Source organism: Victivallaceae bacterium (assembly GCA_036659455.1).
Lineage (GTDB): Bacteria > Chlamydiota > Chlamydiia > Chlamydiales > Chlamydiaceae > JAVXCN01.
Genome location: JAVXCN010000001.1, coordinates 326,217 through 348,532, shown reverse-complemented (window position 1 = coordinate 348,532; position 22,316 = coordinate 326,217). Strand labels below are relative to the sequence as shown.

General features: G+C 38.6%; 23 protein-coding genes and 1 tRNA gene. 12 read left to right on the top strand and 12 right to left on the bottom strand.

The genetic code is table 11. The features are described 5' to 3' along the window. Positions 1 to 60: 60 nt before the first annotated feature. Entirely contained in the window at positions 61 to 672 is a 612-nt protein-coding gene (locus RSA43_01550; protein MEG2495972.1) for a hypothetical protein, read from the top strand. Here the strand turns inward: RSA43_01550 and RSA43_01545 are convergent. The 3 genes from RSA43_01545 to RSA43_01535 form a co-directional block, all read right to left on the bottom strand. Then, positions 669 to 1,220 carry a polymer-forming cytoskeletal protein gene (locus RSA43_01545; protein MEG2495971.1) on the bottom strand — a complete coding sequence of 184 codons (552 nt, stop codon included), beginning with the start codon at positions 1,218 to 1,220 and terminating at the stop codon, positions 669 to 671. The genes RSA43_01550 and RSA43_01545 overlap by 4 nt on opposite strands. A gap of 25 nt (positions 1,221 to 1,245) precedes the next feature. After that, positions 1,246 to 2,595, bottom strand: a complete 1,350-nt coding sequence (dnaA, locus tag RSA43_01540; GenBank protein MEG2495970.1) for a chromosomal replication initiator protein DnaA — start codon at positions 2,593 to 2,595, stop codon at positions 1,246 to 1,248. Positions 2,596 to 2,719: 124 nt separating this feature from the next. Further along, positions 2,720 to 3,133: a tetratricopeptide repeat protein gene (locus tag RSA43_01535; GenBank protein MEG2495969.1), complete on the bottom strand. Its 414-nt coding sequence runs from the start codon at positions 3,131 to 3,133 to the stop codon at positions 2,720 to 2,722. 495 nt (positions 3,134 to 3,628) lie between these two features. Between RSA43_01535 and RSA43_01530 the strand changes: the two genes are divergently transcribed. Continuing rightward, positions 3,629 to 3,778 (top strand): hypothetical protein, encoded by a 150-nt coding sequence (locus RSA43_01530; protein ID MEG2495968.1) that lies wholly within the window; start codon positions 3,629 to 3,631, stop codon positions 3,776 to 3,778. 869 nt (positions 3,779 to 4,647) lie between these two features. Here the strand turns inward: RSA43_01530 and RSA43_01525 are convergent. Beyond that, positions 4,648 to 5,211, bottom strand: coding sequence for a DUF5399 family protein (locus RSA43_01525; GenBank protein ID MEG2495967.1), 564 nt, complete (start codon positions 5,209 to 5,211; stop codon positions 4,648 to 4,650). 347 nt (positions 5,212 to 5,558) lie between these two features. Here RSA43_01525 and RSA43_01520 point away from each other — a divergent pair, with 347 nt between their 5' ends. The 5 genes from RSA43_01520 to RSA43_01500 all read left to right on the top strand — a co-directional run bounded on the left by RSA43_01520 (position 5,559) and on the right by RSA43_01500 (position 11,237). Then, positions 5,559 to 6,521, top strand: coding sequence for a hypothetical protein (locus RSA43_01520; GenBank protein MEG2495966.1), 963 nt, complete (start codon positions 5,559 to 5,561; stop codon positions 6,519 to 6,521). Between the two features lie 73 nt (positions 6,522 to 6,594). After that, on the top strand, positions 6,595 to 7,527 hold the full coding sequence (rsmH, locus tag RSA43_01515) for a 16S rRNA (cytosine(1402)-N(4))-methyltransferase RsmH (GenBank protein ID MEG2495965.1): 933 nt from the start codon (positions 6,595 to 6,597) through the stop codon (positions 7,525 to 7,527). Next, a complete protein-coding gene (locus RSA43_01510) occupies positions 7,524 to 7,811 on the top strand; it encodes a hypothetical protein (protein MEG2495964.1) in 288 nt (95 codons plus the stop codon). Before rsmH ends, RSA43_01510 begins: the two co-directional genes overlap by 4 nt. Before the next feature lie 13 nt (positions 7,812 to 7,824). Next, positions 7,825 to 9,777: a penicillin-binding protein 2 gene (locus RSA43_01505; GenBank protein ID MEG2495963.1), complete on the top strand. Its 1,953-nt coding sequence runs from the start codon at positions 7,825 to 7,827 to the stop codon at positions 9,775 to 9,777. Then, positions 9,774 to 11,237: a UDP-N-acetylmuramoyl-L-alanyl-D-glutamate--2,6-diaminopimelate ligase gene (locus tag RSA43_01500; GenBank protein ID MEG2495962.1), complete on the top strand. Its 1,464-nt coding sequence runs from the start codon at positions 9,774 to 9,776 to the stop codon at positions 11,235 to 11,237. The genes RSA43_01505 and RSA43_01500 overlap by 4 nt, the downstream gene beginning before the upstream one ends. A gap of 755 nt (positions 11,238 to 11,992) precedes the next feature. Here RSA43_01500 and RSA43_01495 read toward each other — a convergent pair. Beyond that, a tRNA-Arg gene (locus RSA43_01495) sits at positions 11,993 to 12,066 on the bottom strand. A 247-nt stretch (positions 12,067 to 12,313) separates the two neighbouring features. On the opposite strand from RSA43_01495, the gene RSA43_01490 reads away from it, so the two are divergent. From RSA43_01490 to RSA43_01475, 4 genes are all read left to right on the top strand, one after another. After that, positions 12,314 to 12,601, top strand: a complete 288-nt coding sequence (locus RSA43_01490) for an HU family DNA-binding protein (protein ID MEG2495961.1) — start codon at positions 12,314 to 12,316, stop codon at positions 12,599 to 12,601. Positions 12,602 to 12,757: 156 nt separating this feature from the next. Beyond that, positions 12,758 to 13,921 (top strand): hypothetical protein, encoded by a 1,164-nt coding sequence (locus RSA43_01485; protein ID MEG2495960.1) that lies wholly within the window; start codon positions 12,758 to 12,760, stop codon positions 13,919 to 13,921. Positions 13,922 to 14,025: 104 nt separating this feature from the next. Further along, positions 14,026 to 15,000 (top strand): acetyl-CoA carboxylase carboxyltransferase subunit alpha, encoded by a 975-nt coding sequence (locus tag RSA43_01480; GenBank protein MEG2495959.1) that lies wholly within the window; start codon positions 14,026 to 14,028, stop codon positions 14,998 to 15,000. Beyond that, positions 14,966 to 16,924, top strand: a complete 1,959-nt coding sequence (locus RSA43_01475) for an ABC transporter ATP-binding protein (GenBank protein ID MEG2495958.1) — start codon at positions 14,966 to 14,968, stop codon at positions 16,922 to 16,924. The genes RSA43_01480 and RSA43_01475 overlap by 35 nt, the downstream gene beginning before the upstream one ends. On the opposite strand, the gene RSA43_01470 is transcribed toward RSA43_01475, so the two are convergent. The 6 genes from RSA43_01470 to RSA43_01445 form a co-directional block, all read right to left on the bottom strand. Then, positions 16,868 to 17,554, bottom strand: a complete 687-nt coding sequence (locus tag RSA43_01470; GenBank protein MEG2495957.1) for a hypothetical protein — start codon at positions 17,552 to 17,554, stop codon at positions 16,868 to 16,870. The two genes, RSA43_01475 and RSA43_01470, sit on opposite strands and share 57 nt — an antisense overlap. Further along, the gene (locus RSA43_01465; GenBank protein MEG2495956.1) at positions 17,545 to 18,306 is read right to left on the bottom strand and encodes an MqnA/MqnD/SBP family protein; all 762 of its coding nucleotides are present in this window, start codon (positions 18,304 to 18,306) and stop codon (positions 17,545 to 17,547) included. The genes RSA43_01470 and RSA43_01465 overlap by 10 nt, the downstream gene beginning before the upstream one ends. Continuing rightward, a complete protein-coding gene (locus tag RSA43_01460) occupies positions 18,300 to 18,992 on the bottom strand; it encodes a DUF3820 family protein (protein MEG2495955.1) in 693 nt (230 codons plus the stop codon). The genes RSA43_01465 and RSA43_01460 overlap by 7 nt, the downstream gene beginning before the upstream one ends. A gap of 7 nt (positions 18,993 to 18,999) precedes the next feature. Then, complete coding sequence (locus RSA43_01455; protein MEG2495954.1) at positions 19,000 to 19,446, bottom strand: YbjN domain-containing protein; 447 nt, start codon at positions 19,444 to 19,446, stop codon at positions 19,000 to 19,002. Positions 19,447 to 19,453: 7 nt separating this feature from the next. Then, positions 19,454 to 19,654 carry a carbon storage regulator gene (locus tag RSA43_01450; protein MEG2495953.1) on the bottom strand — a complete coding sequence of 67 codons (201 nt, stop codon included), beginning with the start codon at positions 19,652 to 19,654 and terminating at the stop codon, positions 19,454 to 19,456. 201 nt (positions 19,655 to 19,855) lie between these two features. After that, positions 19,856 to 20,368, bottom strand: a complete 513-nt coding sequence (locus RSA43_01445) for a FliO/MopB family protein (protein MEG2495952.1) — start codon at positions 20,366 to 20,368, stop codon at positions 19,856 to 19,858. A gap of 109 nt (positions 20,369 to 20,477) precedes the next feature. Between RSA43_01445 and RSA43_01440 the strand changes: the two genes are divergently transcribed. Next, positions 20,478 to 21,371: an HAD family hydrolase gene (locus RSA43_01440; GenBank protein ID MEG2495951.1), complete on the top strand. Its 894-nt coding sequence runs from the start codon at positions 20,478 to 20,480 to the stop codon at positions 21,369 to 21,371. Here RSA43_01440 and RSA43_01435 read toward each other — a convergent pair. Then, positions 21,364 to 22,266, bottom strand: coding sequence for an enoyl-[acyl-carrier-protein] reductase (locus RSA43_01435; GenBank protein MEG2495950.1), 903 nt, complete (start codon positions 22,264 to 22,266; stop codon positions 21,364 to 21,366). The genes RSA43_01440 and RSA43_01435 overlap by 8 nt on opposite strands. Positions 22,267 to 22,316: the final 50 nt, after the last annotated feature.

The window sequence follows — 22,316 nt, the reverse complement described above, 5'->3', positions numbered from 1 at the left end:
AGAATATTCGTTAATGTATAAGGCTTAATATTTTACCTTGCGATTGCATGTATTCCGACTATGGATTGGAACAGAAATTTAAGCATTTTTATCGGAACACTCGTAGATCACGTTTTCCCCGTTTTTTGCATTTTTTGCAATCAAAAAGGATATCGTATTTGTTACGCATGCAGAGACGGATTCGCATCTTTTCCGTTTAAAGAGACTATTTGTCGATTTTGCGTTTCGGAATCTCCGAAGACGGGAATGTTGTGTGAAACGTGTAATGAGACATTCGGAATTAGAAAATCCCTAGTGTTATTCGAAACTTCTTTTCAATCAATGAAATTGATTCATGCCGTATCGGAAGGGGATAAAGACGTTATGAGATGGTTGAGGGACAAAATCGTCAATTGTTCGTTAATGAACGAATTCAAACCGAGCTCAATCATTTCGTTATCGCATCGTCGCATAACATACGATCCGATCTTTGAATTGGGACGAGCGGTTGCCGAAAAACTGAATATTAAAAATAAAAAGATTAGGGCTTTCAATAATCCGACAATAAGAAATTCGACAACCGAAACCGTACTGATCTTAGGAGAATCTTATGAGCAATTTCGTCTTAAGGGATATCGCTTTTTAAATCCTAATCGTAATTTTTTTGATAGACTGCTCTTGTTTTTACACTAAGATTCGACTACGGAATCACCGATTACCCGAACGAAACCGATGAGGGAAACACCTTCGTCAATACAAAGTGTTTTTGCAGTAATATCTCCTTCCACGACCGCTCCTCCTCTAAGTTCGATTTTATCCTTAACCTTGATATTTCCCGTTACACGGCCTTCAATGATGGCCTCTTGCATTTCGATATCGGCTTTGATGCTTCCTGAAGGACCTACTATGATTTTTCCTGAAGAGACGAGAGTTCCTTCAAAAGAGCCGTCTATACGTAACAATCTTTCAAAAGCCAGCTCTCCTTTGAACGATACTCCCTCACCGAGAGTCGTCTCGGGTATTTCATCCGTGTTATCTATAGGAGTCATCAGAGATGTTGGGGATTCTCCGGACCATTGTTTAATGTCTTCCTTATGTGTAGGATAAGGGGGGCGGCGCGTATCGAAAATATTAGGAGGACCTTCTTTTCTGTCCGAATACTTGAAAGAACCCAGCATTACGGGAGCTTCATCATCATATAAACTTTGAGGATCATCAAATGTACCTTTTCTCTTAAACATATGAGTGCTTCTCCGAAAAATTAATTTATGATTCTATATGTCTTTTGCATAGTTGAACGTATCTTTTAAGACCTTCATCTTCCTTTAATTTCTGTTCTACGGTTTTACAGGAATATAAAATCGTGGAATGCGTCTTACCGAATTCTTTTCCTATAGCTGAAATGGAATCGGATATCAAGGTTTTTGCCAGATACATGGCGACCTGACGAGCTAAAGATATCTCTTTCGTTCTTGAAGTTCCTCTGAGATCAGAGGTTTTGATTTGAAAAACGGTAGCGACGCTTTTAAGTACCGCATCAAAGGATATTTTTTGCTTGACAGGAGGCAGAAAGAGTTCTTTCAAAGTATCCTCAACCATGTGTTCCGTGATTTCATGTCCGGTAAGACGACAATAGGCAGTTAATTTATTAATGGCTCCTTCCAACTGTCGAACGTTGCCGTAAATATTTTCGGCAATAAAGAAAGCGATGGACTGAGGAATTTTTAAATTTTTCTGTTCCGACTTGTGTTGTAATATGGCCACTCTCGTTTCCAAATCCGGAACTCCGACATGAGCAACCAAGCCCCATTCCATACGAGCCACCAATTTTTCGGAAAGTTTCAATTGAGCAGGAGGTTTATCGCTAGTAATCACAATCTGTTTTTTTAAGTTGATTAACGTCTCGAAAGTTGAACAAAATTCATCTTCGAAATTCAAACGATTTTGTAGGAATTGGATGTCATCGACTAAAAACACGTCTAAAGAACGATAAAATTTTTTCATTTTATCGACGGATTTGGCTCTTAGATGATCAACTAAACTATTAATGAAACTTTCCGTAGTAATACAATGAATACGGAGTTTTTTGTGATTCTCGTTTATATAATGACCTATAGCATGCAGAAGATGAGTTTTCCCTAATCCCACTCCTCCATGAATAAATAAAGGGTTATAAGAAAGACCGGGCTTAGCGGCAATGCCGGTTGCTACGGATTTAACGAATTGGTTGGAAGGTCCTTCAATGAAATTATCGAAGCGATAAGAAGTGTTTAATTTGCAGACGAAATCTTCCGGTAAATTTTCTTGAGGAGCCTCCGAAACTCCAGGATAAACGCTTTCCTTTTTGATGACGGATTTTTTATTTTCGGCTATTACGAACCGAATAGCCAACTTTCCGTCAGCCGTTAGAGGAACGAATGAGCGAAGATCTTCACCGTAATTATCGATAAGATAATTTTGAACGAAAATATTCGGAACTTCCAGCTCAATGAAATCATCCGACGCTTTCAACAACCGAATATTACCCAACCAGTTATTGAAAGACTGCTTTGAACATTGACCGCGAGCGAAATCAAGAAAATCCGACCATGTGTTGCAGTTGCTACAGGCTGACATCGATACCTTCTACGTAATCCGTCGATAAACACTTCTCAATGGAAAGCCAATGTAACACCGGACATGATAAGCTAGCAACAATTTTGCGATGTTTTTCTAAAGTTTTGAAAGAGATCGATTCATTTTAGGAAGGGATTCGATTTGGACCGTAGCTGATTATCAAAGCCTCTGCATCATTAGCTATTGAAACGTCGGGACATGTTTTCAGGAATTTTGCCAATACCATAGCTTCGTCTAGTCTGTTTAGGAGAAATAAGGCTTTGGTTTTATTTATTAACGTAGGAAGATGATTTCCTTGAAGTCTTAAAGCTTTGTCCAATGCCCTTAAGGCTTTTTCATAATCGTTGAGTTGCAAATAAAGAGCTCCCAACGTTTGTAAATCATAGACGTTTAGAGCTTCCAAAATGACGAGCGCTTTAAAAAACAAAAGAGCTTTTTCGTAATGACCTTCTCTAATGAAAGCAAATCCCGAAAGACGCAACCCTTCGGTCTCCGACTCATCCCAACCTAAGACGGCTTTCCATTCATTGTCGATCATAAATTTTCTCCTTGATGCATTTCTATTTTTTTTAGAAAGCTAAAAATCATTCAGTAGAATCACAATCAGATTATTAATTTTTTTTAATAAAATTATGCAACAATTTAATTGTATTTATTATTTTTTTGTATATTTAAATTTTTTTTAAAACTTTAAATGGAAGTAGGTTATGATTAATGAAGTAAGCCCTATTCCGATTTTTCAACTATCATCGGAAAATTCAACCGAAAATTCCGGTCAATCTTCAATGGGTTAAGGATAAGGAAAATGTTTCAGTCGTTAAAACCGATTGTTCCTTATGAGGTTGCGGAAGTATTATTAATTGTTTCATAAAGATAATAAGCATCATATGTATAGCTATTGCGAGTCCTTTATTCATAGTCGGAGCAGTAATTTATGCATGTCTGTGGATTGTTTTTCTTGTACTTATCGTTATCTTTAAGAGAAGTCGTCCTTAGTTGTAAGTTTTTATTCCATGGATCCCGGATACACTAAATGCTTATGAGTTACTCCATGCCGATAGCTTATTCTCAAGCGGCTTGTCTACCCGTAATTCACCGACAGTGTCTACACAGTGTTTCATGTTTTCGATTATCGATAGCTGATAACCAAACGACGATTGATTTTTTAAACATTTATGAATAACTGAAACACGGCTTTTGTCTATTAAATATTTTTATGAAATTTTTTATTTTTAAAATTGTTATCTTATTGAATGTTTTATCTCTAAATGGTTCCTGGATATGTAATTAATTACTGCATTGTTTAATAATTTGCTGTCACCATGCCATCCGATTGAGGATTATTTATGATTGAAATGACCGCAATTACCGGTTGTGATGATTTGTCGAGCTGACAGGAAAACTCTCATAAGGCTAGGATGAAACGATTCTTCGTTTTGGCTGAAACTCAGATTGATTTATTAAAAAAGTTTAGAGAAATTGTTTAGTTAATAAGGTAAACAACCCCTTTTCTTTTGTTTGTGGTTGTTTTAAGGCTATCGAAAGCGTTGTTCGTTTTCCGGTGTTTATAGCAATTGCAATAGGAAATGTTGTTAGCTCTACTGCTAATTGTTGTGAATGCTGCTAACGAATTAGTTTGCTCACTTCTGAGAGTATTAGCTTGCGAGATCTATTACTTCTATAAAGGTTGTAAACAGATAATCGGAAAAACGGAAGAAGAATGAGCCAATTTTGCATTTTAACGTTTATTGTTTTGTATCGGTTGGATGGGTCGATATAAAAAAATGAAAAATAACCTTAAACAATTCGCATCTGTAGGTTTAAGTAGACTTAATAATAAAAATGGCATTTTATGATAGTTGTTTTTAATCATTAATCGAAAATATATAACAATGATAAGTCGGTTTGTTTAAATATTTTATTAAAAATATTGAATTCTTTGATTTTTTCGCTTACAATCATTGGAAGTTTAGTTATGAATGGCTTGTTTTTGAAACTTTGCCATTAAAGGATAGCTCGTTATCGAGCTCTAGATAGAACGGAAACCGTTAATCAGCCTTGTACGAATTGAAACATGCGAGAAATTACGTAATCGATCATTATATTGGTCGATTTTACTCCGAAATCAAGAACTCTTAATAAAACTCGTCCCTCTTTCAATACTTTTTCCGACTCCGACTCTTGATCTTCATCTTTCGAATCTTCACCTTCATCTTCGGTATCGAAATCGTTTTCGTGAGAAAATACAGGTTTAATCTTACTGGTATAATTAAACTTGTTATTAGTGAGTATTTTAAGGAAGGCAGTTATTTTTTTCATATCTTCATCTTGTCTATCGGGAGAACCGAGAGAAGGTACTAGGTAAGGAGAACGTGTCCTTTGACAATGATAATTGCAGGGTGTTTCAAAACGTGCCCAACTGATTTTTTGGTCGGTGCCGAGGAGTGAAATCAAAGCAGACGGTTTAGGGGTGAAATCTAAAATTTCGGCATGTTCGGCGACGGCTCTAATGATACCGGTCTCCAGTTTCAAGTCTTTTCGAAAATCATTGACCGTTTGCTCAGTGAGCGTAAATTTTTCATATACGGAACTACCGTAATTGAATATTTCAACCATAGATTTCAAACCTTTGAAAGAGTCCCTCTAGGAAGGGAGAATATGGTTAAAAGAAAAAAAAAGTCAAGTGTGAATAAAAAATGCAATAAATACGAAAGATTAGGAATGTTTTTATTTAAGGGTATGAGGAATTTATGTTAACGGAAGGATTTATTTCTTTAGATTACGAAAGGGAAGTTACATTTCCATACATGGAACGAACGTTCCCTGAAAGACAATCGTTAATCGAAAAAATTTGGCTTGTAATTAAGATTATATTAGCCGTAATTTTTATTATTCCCTTCAGTATCTACACGTGTGTACGATTCATTTTGCTGATGCCTTTATATCGTCGGAACGACGTCTCTATGGCCCGTTCTTTTCTTGATTTCGTTCTGTCATCTTTCGGCTTTTCGAAAAAAACTACGATTACTCTCAAAAACATGCGTAGAGACGGTCGATCATGGATCGGTAAAAGACAATGTCTTCATTCAGGTGCACAAAAGATCGATACTTTTATTATCGGAACAAGAGAAACGATCAACAACGGTCGTTGGATTGTTTTTTCGAACGGTTCTCTTCCTAGCGGCTATAGAGAATGTCTCCGGCATTCCTTATCGGATTCAAATCAAGGCTATAGATTGAGTAGTGAGAGTTCTTTCGGATTATTGGATTTGGCAGATAGCCTAGAGGCTAATATTATCTGTTATGATTATCCTTTTTACGGCGATAGCTCCGGTTTCATATCATCCTTAATAGATTCTACCGCAAAAAGTCATAAGCTCGTTCTGGATTTTACGGAAAATCAAGAGAGGGGACTTGGGGCTAAACAAATTATTTCTTTCGGATACTCTCTAGGGGGTATGATTCAGCTAAAGTCGTTAGTCGATCGTCCCATATCCGCAAATACATCTTATGTCGTTCTCTCTTCTCGTGTCCCTTCTTCATTAACGGACGTTTTTTCCTGTAGATACGGGCGTGGATCTTGCTATCCCATTATTCGTTTATGTGTCAAAATTATTTTATGGCTATTTAGGATGGAATCCGATGCCGTTAAAAATGCGACTCTTATTCAATATCCTCATATTATTTATGGGACTTACGATCCTAATTTTGACGATGCGCGGTGTTATGGGGATAATGCGATCCATGGTCAAGCTGCTTTGGGCTATCGATTGTCGTATGATGGCAATTCCGATACTGCGCCGAGAATTTTCATTGGAAGTGCAAACGTGTCGCACAATATTTTATTATCTCAGCGACTTCCTATAGAGGAAGCTATCAAACATTATCTTTCTCAACAATCCGAAATCGGGAGCTCCGAATCGTAAACGGATCTTATTTCGAAAATTAATTTTCTTAATGAATTCAGTGATTGCTAAATCATGCGATTCTTTATGATGTTTGTTTTATCCATTGTTTATTTTGTTGTCGGTTTTGGAAACTCGTTTGGTTCATGTTCCGGTGTTGTTGTCGGAGTTTTTGGAATTTTTTGACGGACGTCTCATATCTTCTTTTTTAGATATGACTTTAGGTGCAGGAGGTCATGCACTCGCTGTTCTCGATAAACATCCTGAAGTTACTGCTTTTTCTGGGATAGACCGAGATCCGATAGCTCTCGAGATATCCGATAAGATCTTGTCATCTTATAAGGACGTCGTTAAAATGACGCAAATTTCTTTTAAGGATTATTTTTCTTCTGAAAATAAGGAGCTTAAATTTGACGGTATGCTGGCAGATCTTGGAGTTTCTTCCATGCAGATGGATGATTTAACTCGCGGATTCAGTTTCAAAAGTGACGGACCTCTTGACATGAGAATGGATCCTTTCCGGGGTATTGATGTCGCAGAAGTACTTAATACTTTTTCTGAGAAAAAATTAGGTGAAATTTTTAGGGGTCTCGGTGAAGAGCCTTTTTGGAGAAGATGCGCCAAAGCCATCGTCAGTTTTCGTCAACGTAAGTCTTTTAAAACGGTTGTCGATCTCAGAGATGCTCTTCGTTACGTATTTCCGCCTTTTCGCATTCGGAAAAAAATTCATCCTTTAACGCTCGTATTTCAAGCTTTAAGAATGTTTGTTAACGATGAATTGGGGCAATTAAGTCGAATGATTATTGAAGCCGTCGATCGATTAAATCCCGGCGGAAGATTGGTGATTATTTCTTTTTGCAGTCTGGAAGATCGCATAGTAAAGAATGGTTTTAGGGATTTCACCGATCGTAAATTAGGTTTTGCGGTTAACAAAAAAGTCATAATGCCCTCTGAAAACGAGATTCGAAGGAATCCGCGTTGTCGCTCGGCTAAAATGCGTTGTTTTGAAAAACGGATTGAGTCGTGAAAATAGCTTTTTTTCTCCGTTTATTAGTATGTTGTATATTTTCGGGAATTTTTTTATACGTCTATGTTAATAAAAAGAATACCGTTACGAAACTTCAAATGACGATTCCCGTTTTGACTGCCGAATTATCGCGAAGAAACGAAGAGATTGAAGCTCTCCGTTTTATTGTCGATCGCTTCGAAAGCCCGGAAAATCTGATGAATTTAGCGAGTCTTCCTGAGTATGGTCATTTGCGACAGCCTTTGGAAAGCGAAATCGTTCATTTGAATCTTGATGAAAATTAAGGTGTGAGTTCCCTTGCTTAATAAGCGTATTCTTTTCGTCGCTCTGAGTTTGGTTTTTTTATTTTCCCTACTAATCGTTCGTTATTTTCAAATTCAGGTTCTTGAAGGGGATCGTTGGGAAAGCGAAGCTCTTTTACAACATAGAACCACGATTAAAGAGCCTTTTAAAAGAGGTACTTTTTTTTCCAATTCCTCTTTAAAACGAAACTCTAACGAAGAACCGAGATCGTTAGTTGTAGACGTCACTAAATTTCATCTTTGTTTAGATGCTCTCATGTTGCCGGAAAGATTTCGTGATGAAACGGTTCTTCGTTTGGTTGAGTTATCGGGTTCGAAAACGTTTGCCGAGTTAAGACCGGAATTCGATAAGCGTTCTCGATTTAGAAAACTCATACGATGGATAGACCCGGTAACCAAAGATAGGATTTTGGAGTGGTGGAAACCTTATGCCGTTAAACGAAAAATTCCGTTAAATGCCATTTTTTTCGTTAAAGATTACAAACGTTCCTATCCCTTCGGAAAATTACTGGGTCAAGTTTTACATACCATAAGAGAAAATAAGGACGATAAAACACTGGAAGCTTTCCCTACCGGAGGTTTGGAAGCCAGATTTAACGACATTTTAAAAGGATGTCTCGGAGAACGTCAACTGCTGCGATCGCCTCTTAATCGTTTGGATGCCGATATATTAATCAAACCTCCTCAGGACGGTGCCGACGTTTATCTGACTATCGATCATTGCATTCAAAATATTGTTGAGGAAGAGCTGGAAAAGGGGGTTTTAAAGTGTATGGCTAAAGGAGGAAGAGCCGTTCTTATGGATCCTTATACCGGAGAAATCTTGGCGTTGGCTCAATATCCTTTTTTCGATCCTACGTTTTATAAGGATTTTTTTAATGATCCGGAAAAAATAGAATACACCAAAGTTTCATCCGTTACGGATGCTTTTGAACCGGGATCGGTCATGAAACCCATAACCATGGCTATAGCTTTAAAGGCTAATGAAGAGCTTACGAATTCGAATCGCATTCCCTTTTTCAACGAAGAGCAAGCGATAGACGTAACCAGAACTCTGTTTCCCGGGAGAAAAGCTTTTCCTTTAAAAGATATTTCTTCCAATAAGAAATTGAATATGTATATGGCTATCCAAAAATCTTCTAATGTTTACATGGCGCAAATCATTGACATGTTGATTAACGTTTTGGATTGTAAATGGTATCGTGCGATGCTTACGGAATTCGGATTCGGTAAAAAAACCGGAATAGAATTGCCTGGTGAGACGATGGGTTTCGTACCGTCATTAAACGGTTTTTACAAAAACGGATCGCCTGAATGGTCTATTTCCACACCCTATTCTTTAGCTATCGGTTATAATATATTAGCTACGAATCTGCAGATCGCTGCGGCATATGCCTCCATTGCTAACGGAGGATTTTTAATAAAACCTACGCTTATCAAAAAAATAGTTTTTTTTGATAATGGTAAGCCTGTCATTATGGAAAATGTCGTTCGGGATCGCGGATCTTTCAAACGAATTGTATCTCGGGATATAGCGAGGACGGTAATGAAGGCGATGACATACACGACATTGCCGGGAGGGACGGCAGTTACGGCAGGTTTGGATAAATACACTACGGCAGGAAAAACGGGAACGACGGAAAAAATAGTGGACGGTAAGTATTGTAAAAAGAAGCACATTACTTCTTTTGTCGGCATGGCTCCTGCAGATTTGAACTTTTCGAACCCTGTAAGATTTGTGCTTATGGTTTCGATAGATGAACCCGCTTACGTCATTCGGGAAGACGGAACGAAGAATTATATGTCCGGAAGATCGTCCGCCGTCGTATTCGGAAGCATTGCCGAAAAGGTTCTATCCTATCTAGGAGTGGTTCCGGATAAGAATGCAACGGTATTAAATGAAGACGTTAGAGTCTTGAAACAATTATATGAGGAGTGGAATCATTGAAATTAAATGACTTAATTTCCGGTTTGAATTACAAAGTCTACGGTAAATCCCGGATCGTCGTTATTTCGAGCATCTCGAATAATTCTCGAATTGCAGGTCCCGGTTCGTTGTTCATAGCTAAAATGGGTAGTCAGGTAGACGGAAACGATTTTGCCGAAGATGCTGTGAAAAACGGTGCGGTAGCCGTTCTTTCTTCTTTTCACAATCCGTTTTTGAAAGTTCCTCAGATTATTTGCGATGACGTTTATGAAGCGGAGGCCGTTCTGGTGGAAAGATTTTATGAGTTCCCATCAAAGGAACTGTATACTGTGGGGATCACCGGTACTAACGGAAAAACTACCGTCAGTTATCTTTTGAAACAGTTGTTGGACAAAATTAATTATCCCTGCGGATTAATAGGGACTATTGAATATATTTTAGGCGGAAATACTTCTTTAACGGGCGATAATACGACTCCGGACGCTGTATCGAATCGGAAATTTTTACGCGAAATGGTAAAAAATCGATGTAAAGCGGCCGTTATGGAAGTTTCCTCCATAGGACTTAGTCATAAAAGGACGCACGGTATCGAATTCAATATAGCCGTTTTTACGAACTTATCGCAGGATCATTTGGATTTTCACGGTTCTTTTGAAGCTTATGCTCAAGAAAAAAATAAATTGTTTCGCTCATTAACTCAAGAAGGGTTGGCTGTTTTGAATTACGATTCCCTCTATAAGCATTGCGTTGCGGAGCAATGTCCGGCCAGGCAGGCGACTTACGGTTTATCGCCCGAGGCCGATGTATTTGCGGAAAATATCGTATTAGGGTCGGCTCATACGCAATTTACCGTAAGTTTTTCGGGAATAAAACATGTTTTCGAAACGAGTTTAATCGGTATTCACAACGTTTACAATTTGTTGATTCCCATTCTTATAGGGTTAGTGGAATTTGACATGAGTTTATCCGAATTGGCTGTTATCATAGCCGATATGAAACCGCCTAAAGGTCGTCTGGAACCTATTTTAAACGGTCCTTGTAAAATTTTCATTGATTATGCTCATACTCCTGACGGTTTGGAAAAAGTTCTGGGTTCCCTCGAAAAAACTCTTTCTCCCAGCGGAAAATTGATTACTGTTGTAGGATGCGGAGGCGAACGAGATCACGCCAAAAGACCTTTAATGGGAAAAATCGTCGAAAAATACGGCTTGGGGATCATTACTACCGATAATCCGAGAAGCGAAGATCCTAATGAAATCATCGGAGAAATACTCTCCGGGTTTAAAAACGATAATTACATTGTTGAAGTTGATAGGAGACAGGCTATAGAAAAAGCCTTAAAGCTTGCCGGCAGCGAAGATATTGTTCTGATCGCCGGAAGAGGACATGAAAGTTATCAGAGATTTAAACATTATACGATACCTTTTGATGATAAGAGTGTAGTAGAAGAATTATTAAAAGAGAGCAATGCAGTTTTATAATGCGGTTATTTATCGTTACGATTTTAGTATTAATCGGCAGCCATGGATTTTGTGCCGACAACCCCTCAGAAGATTTTAAATCGCGTTCTCAAAATCAAAACGTTTATAAAAGACGAAGCGAAATCATCGTTTTGGATGCGGGACATGGCGGTAAGGATTACGGTACCATGAATAAGGCTCTCGGGTACGACGAAAAGTCCCTGACTTTATCTATGACGATAGCCGTTCAGAACCATTTAAAGCGCCTGGGTTACAGATCGGTTCTGACTAGAGGCTCCGATGTTTTCGTAACTTTGGGTAAAAGAGCCTCCATCGCTAACGGATTGAAAGCTCATGCGTTTGTAAGCATTCATTGTAACCATTCAGAGAATCTCGAAGCTTTAGGGACTGAAATTTATTTTTATGACAAAGGTCAACATGATAAGACCACGCTTTCCGAAGAGTTGGGTAAAAAGGTGTTATTGTTTATGGAGAAAGCCGGAATTATGCGTTCTCGTGGAGTTAAAGCGGGCAATTTTTCCGTCATTAGAGAAACCGTAATGCCTTCGATTTTAGTGGAAACCGGTTTTTTATCGAATCCCGGAGAAAGAGCAAAGTTATTGAATCCTATTTACAGGGCGAGCATAGCTAAAGGTATTGCAGAAGGAATTCATACGTTTCTTACGGAAAAAGAACAAAGCAAACAACGAAAAAAGAGTCTTTCTTTCGAAAAAAGGACACCTCTTCAAAACAAAGCAAAAACATATGATGCCAATCGTCCCCGACGTGATTCGAACACGTGGCCTGCTGCTTAGGAGGCAACCGCTCTATCCTGCTGAGCTACGGGGACTCATTATAAAATGAATTAAGGAAATGTACCAAAAAGTTTAATAAAAAAACACTTCGGGTTTTGTTTGCGTTCTTCCGTTTGTGTTTTCTGGCGTATTTTTTAAGAATCCTGTTCTTGACATTTGGGAAAAATTATTTTTTTTAAAAAATGTCTTGAATCGAAAGAAAGGATGACTATCATACGCTTATGACTCAACGAATAAGAATAGGGCTACCGTTGTAGCTGTTTTTAACAGGAGGCAGGCCACATGGCGACAATGACAAAAAAGAAATTAATATCAACAATATCTCAAGACCACAAAATACATCCGAATCACGTTAGAACCGTTATACAGAACTTTCTTGATAAGATGACGGATGCTTTGGCTAAGGGGGATCGTCTGGAATTCAGGGATTTCGGTGTTCTACGCGTTGTGGAACGAAAACCTAAAATCGGAAGAAACCCAAAGAATGCCGCAGTACCCATTCAAATTCCGGCAAGAAAAGCCGTCAAATTTACTCCGGGAAAAAGAATGAAAAGACTTATAGAATCATAGTTTTTCTCTTCTCGTTTGGACGGCGACGGATTATTACGAGTTAAGTCGCCGTTTTTGTTTCGTTTTATTCTTTCCGGTCGTTAATCTTGAATTTTTCAACGGGAAGATATTCGTTTGGCCTCTTTCCGATAATGTTTAAGAGTTAGCCGTGTAATTATGATGTTGAATTACGAATCCGATATTAAAACCTTATTGTCTCTTTCGGACTCCAAATGCTATTCACGCATTCTTGATTTTAAATACCATCCCGTTCTGAAAGTTCATGAGCTGGCTTATGCGCTGTATCTCTCTTATCTTTCCGACGAAGATTTTCGTCTTGAAGACCGGACGGTTTTCAATAAGACGGAGCAAGGAACGATTTTGCTTTTTGAAAGAGCTTGCTTCTTATGGGGAGGCTTGCCTTATTTGGCTGAATACGCCGAATTAGGATTGATTTTATTACGTCTTTCGCAAAGAGACGAAAAATATCTTTCCGTTATTCAAAACATGATCGCTTATCAGCAAGCTGTGTTTGATCATCGAGGAGTTGTTTTTCCCACTCTTTATCGTCAAGGAATAGGTCGGAATTTAAAGGAAATTACGAACATATGTCGGCTTTTTATGGAACGATTCGGTGTCGAGACACGAACCGATTATCGGTTTTCGGATAAGGAACTCGGTTTTTGGATGACACGTTCTTCTGATTTTTCATCCTATGTTTGTGCTTCCGGGTGTAAAAGCGGCATGGGAGCTTTTCTTAAAGGAGATATCGGAATTATCGGTTTTGGTACTCAGTCTACCCCCCCCGAAGACACTTCAGGTTTCGGTATTGCGGGTTTTTCCGGAGATTTTGTTACGGAAGACGTTGATGAAAACGAATTTATGGAAAACGGGACTTTATTTAAGGTTTCTTATCATTTTTCTGCCGCTTCTCCTTCGGATAAACCTTCCGGATTTAGATTTTTACGAGACTCTGCTTTACCGGGAGAGCGTTTTTATTGTCAGACGAACGTTTCTCCGAAATCCTATCAAGTTTTTCTTGGTCGAAAGGAACTTCAACCGAAGGATTCTTATGGTATTTCCGTTTTTTGTATCGGTAGATCCTGTCGAATTGAGGGCGGTCCTTCTCTCAGAGCGAATTCTCTGGATTCTTATAAAGGACCCATGAAACCCGTCATTTTAACCGGTGATTCGGGAGATATGGTGGTTGGCTGTTCCGGTACGGAAGTCATGGAAATTTTTTCTCTACAAGGAAACGATTCATTTTGGGGAGCGGATTTCATTATCGTGTTTAAAGATCTTAAAGGGCCTTTCAATATTTTTTTTCAAAACGAGAAATAAAAATATTCGAAATTTTCTATAGTGTGCGGTTACGGTTTCTAATCGTTGTTTTTTACGGATAATTGTATTAAAATGTCATGTTTCAGTTATAAAAAGGTTTGAGTATGGAGTTACTGCCTCACGAGAGACAAATCGCGGAGTATGAGAAAACGATTGCTCAATTTAAGGAAAAAAATAAAAAAAATCCGTTACTCTCGACGTCGGAATTGCAGAAATTGGAGAAACGTCTGGATAATTTAAAAAAGCAGATTTATTCTCGATTGACTCCTTGGGAAAGGGTTCAGATTTGTCGACATCCTGCCCGTCCTCGAGCCGTTAATTATATTGAAGTTCTTTGCGAAGATTTTATCGAATTGAACGGTGATAGAGCTATTCGTAACGATCCCGCAGTCGTTGGTGGTGTCGGTAAGATAGGGGGCTCCAAGTTTATGGTTGTAGGCCAAGAAAAAGGCTGCGACACCGATTCTCGTATCCATAGAAATTTCGGAATGCTTCATCCGGAAGGTTTCAGAAAAGCGCTGCGTTTGGCTAAGCTTGCCGAAAAATTCGGACTTCCGATTCTTTTTTTATTGGATACCCCGGGAGCTTATCCGGGTTTGGTTGCCGAAGAAAGAGGTCAAGGTTGGGCTATCGCTCAAAATCTAAGAGATTTATCCGTTCTTGCGACGCCGATTATCGTCTTGGTCATAGGCGAAGGTTGTTCCGGAGGTGCTTTAGGGATGGGGATAGGAGATGTTGTGGCCATGCTTGAACATTCCTATTATTCCGTGATTTCACCCGAAGGTTGTGCGTCTATTTTGTGGAAAGATCCTAAAAGGAATAGCGATTCGGCGGATATGTTGAAAATGCAGGCCGAAGATCTTTTGGGGTTCGAAATTATAGATGTCATAATTAAGGAACCCGTCGGTGGTGCTCATCATAATCCCAATGAAGTATACAAGAATGTAAAGGATTTTGTTTTGAAACAATCAAACCTTCTTAAGAACTTATCCGGTGAAGAACTTATTGAAAAACGCTATCGAAAATTTCGTAATATAGGCCGATATGAAAGTTCTTCTGAAAATTCTCCTCAAGAATAAACGACATTTTCTTTTACTTCCCCTCACCCTTATAGGTATGCTCGGTCTGACTTTAACTTCTCAGATGGAGATTTTGTCTCTCGGTGTTGTCGTTAGAACAGGGCCTGAAATTTTCGGTCTTTTGAAACGGGATTTCTCTCCCGATAAGAATCAGGTGTTGACTTATCGGGAAGCTTCGACGACCTGGGAAGAAATCACCGGAAATTTGGATAATCCTTTAACGAAAGAAAACATAGCGAAGTACCAAACCGTCAGAGGAAAACGTTCATTTTTTCAACGACTTACGGGTTGTTTTGATAAGATTTTTAATTTTTCATCCAATTTTTATGGATTGGCTTTATTTTTGATTGTCGTTGCCTGCCTGAAAGCAATCTCTCTTTTCAGTTATAGGTTTTTCAATCAAAAAACGGCCATACGTATCAGTCGAGATTTGAGAAAAGAGTATTTCTGCTCCATTCAAGCTCTTCCGCTTTCTTTTTATCATGAGCATGATATAGGTAATTTAAGTAATCGGGTTATCGTTGACTCCGAAAATATTGCTTTATCCGTAAACGCTTTATTTATTAATTATCTACAGGCTCCCTTTACCTTATTATCTACCGTCTGGGTGTGCAGCTCGATCTCATGGAAATTGACGGTATTCGTTTTCTTGGGCTTTCCCGTTTTCGTATTGCCGATAATGTATTTGGCTCGGAAAATTAAATCGTTAGCAAGATCGATTCAAAAAAATCAAGACGGTTTTTCATCCGTTTTAATTGAGTTTTTGTCCGGGATAATGACCGTTAAATTATTCGGTAGTGAAGGTTTTTCTTTTACGAAATATTCCAAACACAACGATAAAATTGCGTGTTTGGAAGAAAAAAGTGCTCGTTATGGTCTGGCTCCTCGTCCTCTTCTTCATGCCGTTTCTTCTTTATTTTTCGCTTTCGTTATAGTGACCGGTATCTATCATCTCAACATTAATCCAACGGAACTTATGGTTTTTTGCGGGTTGCTTTATCTGGTATATGAGCCGATTAAAAAATTTGCCGATGAGAATACGCATATCATGAAGGGCGTTGCGGCAGCAGAACGAATGAATGAGATTTTTTTGATTCGTGATGAGCGAGCCGGTATTAAGGAACCGGAAGAACTGCAAGGTTTTCATTACGATATAGAATTTCGTAACGTAACTTTCGGATATTATCCCGGAGAACCCGTCATTACGGATATAAGTTTTAATTTAAAAAAAGGAGAATCATTAGGAATAGTCGGTCCTACCGGATCCGGTAAATCGACGATTGCTAAATTATTAACTCGACTTTATGATGTGACTTCAGGCGAGATTCTCATAGACGGTAGATCTATTTATGATTATACCCCGGATTCTTTGAGAAAACACATTGCATGCGTGCCTCAAGAAACGTTTCTGTTTTATGATACCATTCATAACAATCTGACTTTAGGTAATGAATTCAAATTTGAGGAGATTGATAAGGCGCTATCCGATTCTTTCTCTAAAGAATTTATTATGAAGCTTCCCGGAGGATGTGATTATACTCTTGAAGAAACAGGTAAAAATCTTTCCGGCGGACAGCAACAAAGATTGTCTATTGCAAGAGCTCTTCTTAAAAAAGCTTCTATTTTAGTTCTGGATGAAGCCACTTCGGCTTTGGATGCACTCAGTGAGTCTTATATTAAAGATGTTTTGGAAAGGACAAAGGATGTTTATACCCAGATTATCATCGCACATAAACTATCGACCTTAGAACATGTCGATAAAATTATCTATTTAAAAGCAGGAAAGAAAATAGCGGAAGGATCTAAAGAAGAACTTCTTAATCTTTGTCAGGAATTTAAGCTTATGTGGGAAACCGGATACGGAAAATTAGGACTTGTCGAAGGTGATATAAGAGATATCCCTGAAGAGATCGTTTGTGAATAAATATTCTTCAAACCATTTTCCGAGAGCTTGTGCCGGAATTTCAGGTTGTTTTCTGAGTATTTGTTGATCATTCGGATGATTAACCCGGTCCGATCCGATTTTAATTAGCTTAAACGGTATATTCAGCGTAATTGCCAGCGATGCGATACCGTATCCTTCCATATCGACTAAATCGGCATCGTGTAAGCGGTATCCGGAGTGATAAAAAGAAAGCGGGGAATCCGAAGTCATCAGGACGGAACCTAGGGTTGTTTCCGGGCAATCGATAGAAGGGAAGGCTTTTTGAATGATTGCTTCGGTCTTCTCGTTTCCGTGGTTAAAATTCGGTATGAATTTATGAACTTTGGTGACTTCCGTAACAGCATAAAGAGGATAAATATCCGGTTTTAAAATTCCGGCAAACCCTGAATTGATAACCATGTTATAATATCGTTCGATATGCAGTAAATGATAAGCAAGATTCGCAGCGGCTAAACAACATCCATATCCCGTAAAACATATATCAAGACGTAGTTTCTCTTCTATAATTACGGAATATCCTTTATTCGTATTTTTCATATCAAAACGACGAACGATATCGATGGCTTCTACAGGATCCGCCATGGCAAGCAATATTTTTTTTATGACCATAAATTGATCAAAGCCTGTAGACCTTCATTAGAGATGCAAAGCGTATCTCGGGAAACATAAGTGTCTATAAACTTATCGATGACTTGTAGATCTTTTTCTTGGGAATATTGAGCAGCAAGCAAAAGACTTTCTTGTCTTTGACTTAGAGATTCTCTTAAAGAAGCTTCAAGCTCTTCTCTGATTCTCTTTTTCATGTCATCATGAAGATACCTGGATATGGCAATACAACCCAAAGGTAAAGGTAGCTTGGTTCTTTGATACCATAATTTTCCTAGATCCGTTAGTTCGTGTAGTCCCATTTTTTCACAAATCAATCCGGATTCATGAATGATCACACCGGCGGATATTGCCTTCGATTGAACGTGTTTGGGAATTTCCGAGTAGGGTAGAAAAACGTTTTCACGACAGGAATAAAATTTTCTGAATAATCGGTAGGCCGTCGTGGTTTGTCCCGGAAAACCGACTTTATCGTAAATTAAGGAAGCATCGGCTTGACGAGCTATTATTTTAGGACCGTGATTGTAACCGAAAGTCGAGCCCACTTGTAACAGTTCGAAACGATCTTGTATTATCGGATAAAAAGCCGCCGATATCTTGATTACGCAAACGGTTCCTGTTTTTGCAAGATTATTTAATGACTCGATATCTTTTATGATTAGTTTGGAAAATAAACCGGTGTTTGATTTTTTTGTTAAAAAAGAACGGAATAAAAAAATATCATTCGGACACGAAGAAAAGGCTGCAACTAACATGATTTACATTTATCGATAGCTTTACGTAACTTCTCATTTTCGGGTTTATCTAAAGCTCCCTGTTCTCTTAGCCATTTAAAATATGAATCGGGAATTTCTTCTAAACTTTTGCCTTTGTATTTGCCAAAAGTCATTGTTAAAGGACACTCTTCTTCAGACATCAAACGTAAAACCGTTTCCGCATCAAGATCGCCTATCATAATACTAAACAATTGATGCAAGACGATGACATCGTCAAGTGCTCTGTGTGCCTGATTAACGTTGATGCCGTAGAGTTGTCGAAGATATTGCAAATTATGTCGGGGAAGATCGGTTCGATATTTTCTAGCCCATTTCAAAGAATCTAAAGTCGGAAATTCAAGTTCCGGGATGGAATGTCGTTGACATTCCCGAGCAAAAAGAGGAGCGTCGAAATTGTCGTTATTGTGAGCTACAAGAATGACCTCGTCTCCGCAAAATTCCTTTAATTGGTGAAAAACCGTTTTAAAGGAAGGAGCGTCCGTGAGCATTTCATCCGAGATTCCGTGAATGGCGGTTGCTTGAGTCGGTACGGGAATGTCAGGTTTGACATAGGAACTGAAACTTTTATCTTTAAACGGATAGTAGGCAGCAATCTCTATAATCCTATCCTTATCGACGTTTGTTCCTGTAGTTTCAGTGTCGTAAAAGATAAATTGTTTTGCCATAACAAGACTATTCGGATGTTTTCAAACGATTAATATCGATTTGACCTGCGGCAATCATACCGATGGCATTAGAAAAACTGTCGCAAACAAATTCAAAGGTACGGATGTAAATTAATATTAGCTTGGGATCTATTTCCTGTTCCAAACAAGGAAGAACGACTCTATAAAAGATAAGATTTTGATCTTCATCCATACCGAATCCCGGCATGTCTAAATCTTTGTTTAAGAGATGAAGAAGCCTGGCTGTTTCTCCGTTGCTGGTCGCTTTTAACTGATAAGGGATGTAAGCAATCATCTGCAACAGATCACCGTCGTTTCTGATGCAGAAAAAAAGAGGAACTTCTGTTTGATTTACCTTAATTAAAATATAAACCAAATTGCTTTGAGTTTCCAACTGGGGTTTAAAATCATTTTCTTTCAGAAAATGAATGATTTCGTTTTGGACAAGCTTCATAATCACCCTATCTCAACGTAGACATTTCCGATTCGGAAAAAGAATCGGAGTTATCGGATTCAAGGATAAGCTCCTCTCTTACGATTTGCATATTTTTAGGAGCTTCGATACCAATGGAAACTTGATTGCCTTGTATCTTCAGAACGGTGATTTTAACATCTTTCCCGATTCGGATTTTTTGTTCTTTTTTTCGCGTCAATACCAGCATATTTTGCTTTTCAACCCCTAATAAGTAAAGTAATTTTTCCGGACATCGTTCAAATGAGCCTCACTACTCTGTTTTCGAGTGGATTTTTTATGATACGCGTTTTGATATTATGATGAAAACTGCATAAACCCACTCTGTAAGCAAGATAACCGATGCAATAAAAATCCACAATATAAAAGGGCAGTAAACACGAGATAAATTTTACGATGAAGATAATTTTTTGCCTAGACGTGAAACCGTTTTAGTGATGAAATCAGTTGAAAAAGAACCGGCTTTTTTTTTGGATTGCAGTTCACTCATCACGGTATTGAGATCGGTTTTTTCAGGAAATTCGGATAACATTCGAATTTCTTCGGAAGATTCTGCAATAATCAAGATTTTATCTACTACCTGAACGATGTAAAGAACGGATTTATGACTTAAAGCTCTTTGATCAAGAATTTTAATTGCGGAAGATCCTTTATTAAAACGAGTGCTTCTATTTTTCAGAAATTTTTTGAAAGCCCACACACAAACGGTAAAAATCGTTAAAAGAAGGAACAACGACAAACCCATTTTTAAAAACTCGGTCTTCATGGTAGTCGGAAAAGGTCCCGTGACTTCCATGGTTTCTACGGAGTCTTCAATGATATTGTCCGAGATGTTATCCGATGAAAGCAAAGGATCGAAAATCGATGATGGACGTAAAATCCGTTTCAGTTGGTTCTTCGGCATGATGAAATTCTCCTGACCAAATTATGTTTATCATATTTAATAAATGGGTACAAGGTAAAGGAATTTCGAGTTATCCTATACAAAGGATTATATTTTGAGGCTCTGCATTATGAAAAAAGGTGTTATAGCTACCGATTTGGATGGAACGTTAACGGCAAATAAAAGGGAATTGGAACCTGAAATCAAAGCATTTCTAGAAGATCTTCAAGCATCGGGTTGGGAGTTATTGTTTTTAACCGGTAGATATTACGCGTATGCTCGCGAATTACTGCAAACCTGCTCTTTCCCATATTATTTAGGTGTGCAAAACGGTACGGCTTTAATGTTTCCGGAAGAAGAAAAGTGTTTTTTTTCGCATAAGCTTTCGTTCGAATGTGTTCCTTTTCTAAAAAAAATCATTAATGGTTTCTCGGTTGCTTCAGTAATAGAATCCGGGGTGGAACATGACGATCTTTATTTTAGAGAATTGTCTTCGACACTCGAAAAAGAAGAGATCTTGATTTTGGAAGCTATTGAGAACATTTACTTTCCTAATCAAGAGGCACGAGATAGACGTTTTAAAAAAGTATTTTCTTTAGAAGATGCCTATCCTTTCGGGGACCTTTCAGTGATTAAGATTCTTGGACGTATTTCCGTTTTGGAAGATATTAGGGAAATATTAGTGAACTCGGATTTTTTTTCGGTTATCAGTGTGAGTGTAATCGCTCATCCTTTTCATTCTCAATTCTCAATCATGCATATTACTCCGAAAGAAGGGACGAAGGAATCGGCTTTGTCTTATTTCCTAGCTAACGTTTCTCAAAATGAACCTTTCGTTATTACGGCAGGGGATGATTTCAATGATGAAGGATTTTTGAATATCGGATCGTTCAAAATCGTCATGGAAACGGCACCTAAAATGATGCACGGATTGGCTGACTGTCTGTGCCCGTCTGCTAAACGACAAGGAATTCTTTACGGATTGCGGAAAGGGATAGAAATTTTCGAACGAAAATTCACCTAAGCATTTCGGGACTTACTCCCATCATGTGCACACCGTGATCGACGTATAACACGCTCCCGTTAATCGCTTCCGCAAGAGGAGACAGTAAGAAGGCGGCTACGTTTCCGACCTGGTCAGCCGTCATCGGAGTTTGTATCGGAGACATGCCGAGAGAGTAATCTACCATTTTATCGATAAAACCGATGGCTTTCCCGGCACGGCTTTTAATAGGCCCTGCGGAGATCGTATTAATACGAATGCTCCACCGTCTTCCGGCTTCCCATGCTAAAAATCGCGTATCGCTCTCCAATGCAGCCTTAGCGGCATTCATTCCTCCTCCATATCCGGGAACGGCTTTTTGAGAAGCCTCGTAAGTCAGAGATAAGGCTCCTCCTCCCTTGCTCATAAGAGGACCGAATCTGGAGACCAAACTCACGAACGAATAGGAAGAATTGCTTAATGCGGATAGATAACCTTTTCTTGAGGTGTCTAAAAGAGATTTCGTGACTTCCGGAGCGTTTGCCAAGCTGTGTACAAGATAATCTATAGAACTGAAATCGGTTTTGACCGCATCGGCAACCTCTTGTATCGTATAACCGGCAACTTCTTTGTATCTTTTATTCTCTTTAACCTCTTCAGGGATGTCTTCCGGAACATCGAAAGAGGCATCAAGGGGATAAATTTTTGCAAAATTCATGAGAGAACCATCCGATAATTTCCGAGATTCATCGAACTTACCCATTTCAAAAGATTGTTTGAATATTTTCAATATCGGTACCCAAGTTCCGACAAGAACGACGGCTCCCGCACTCGCAAGACTTTTTGCGATTCCCCAGCCGTAGCCTTGATCATCTCCGATGCCGGCGATAAACACTTTTTTTCCCTTTAAGTCCAGACTCAACATTTGATTACTCATAAATTACAATGCTTTCAATACAGACGGCGAATCCTATCTTAGGACTCATT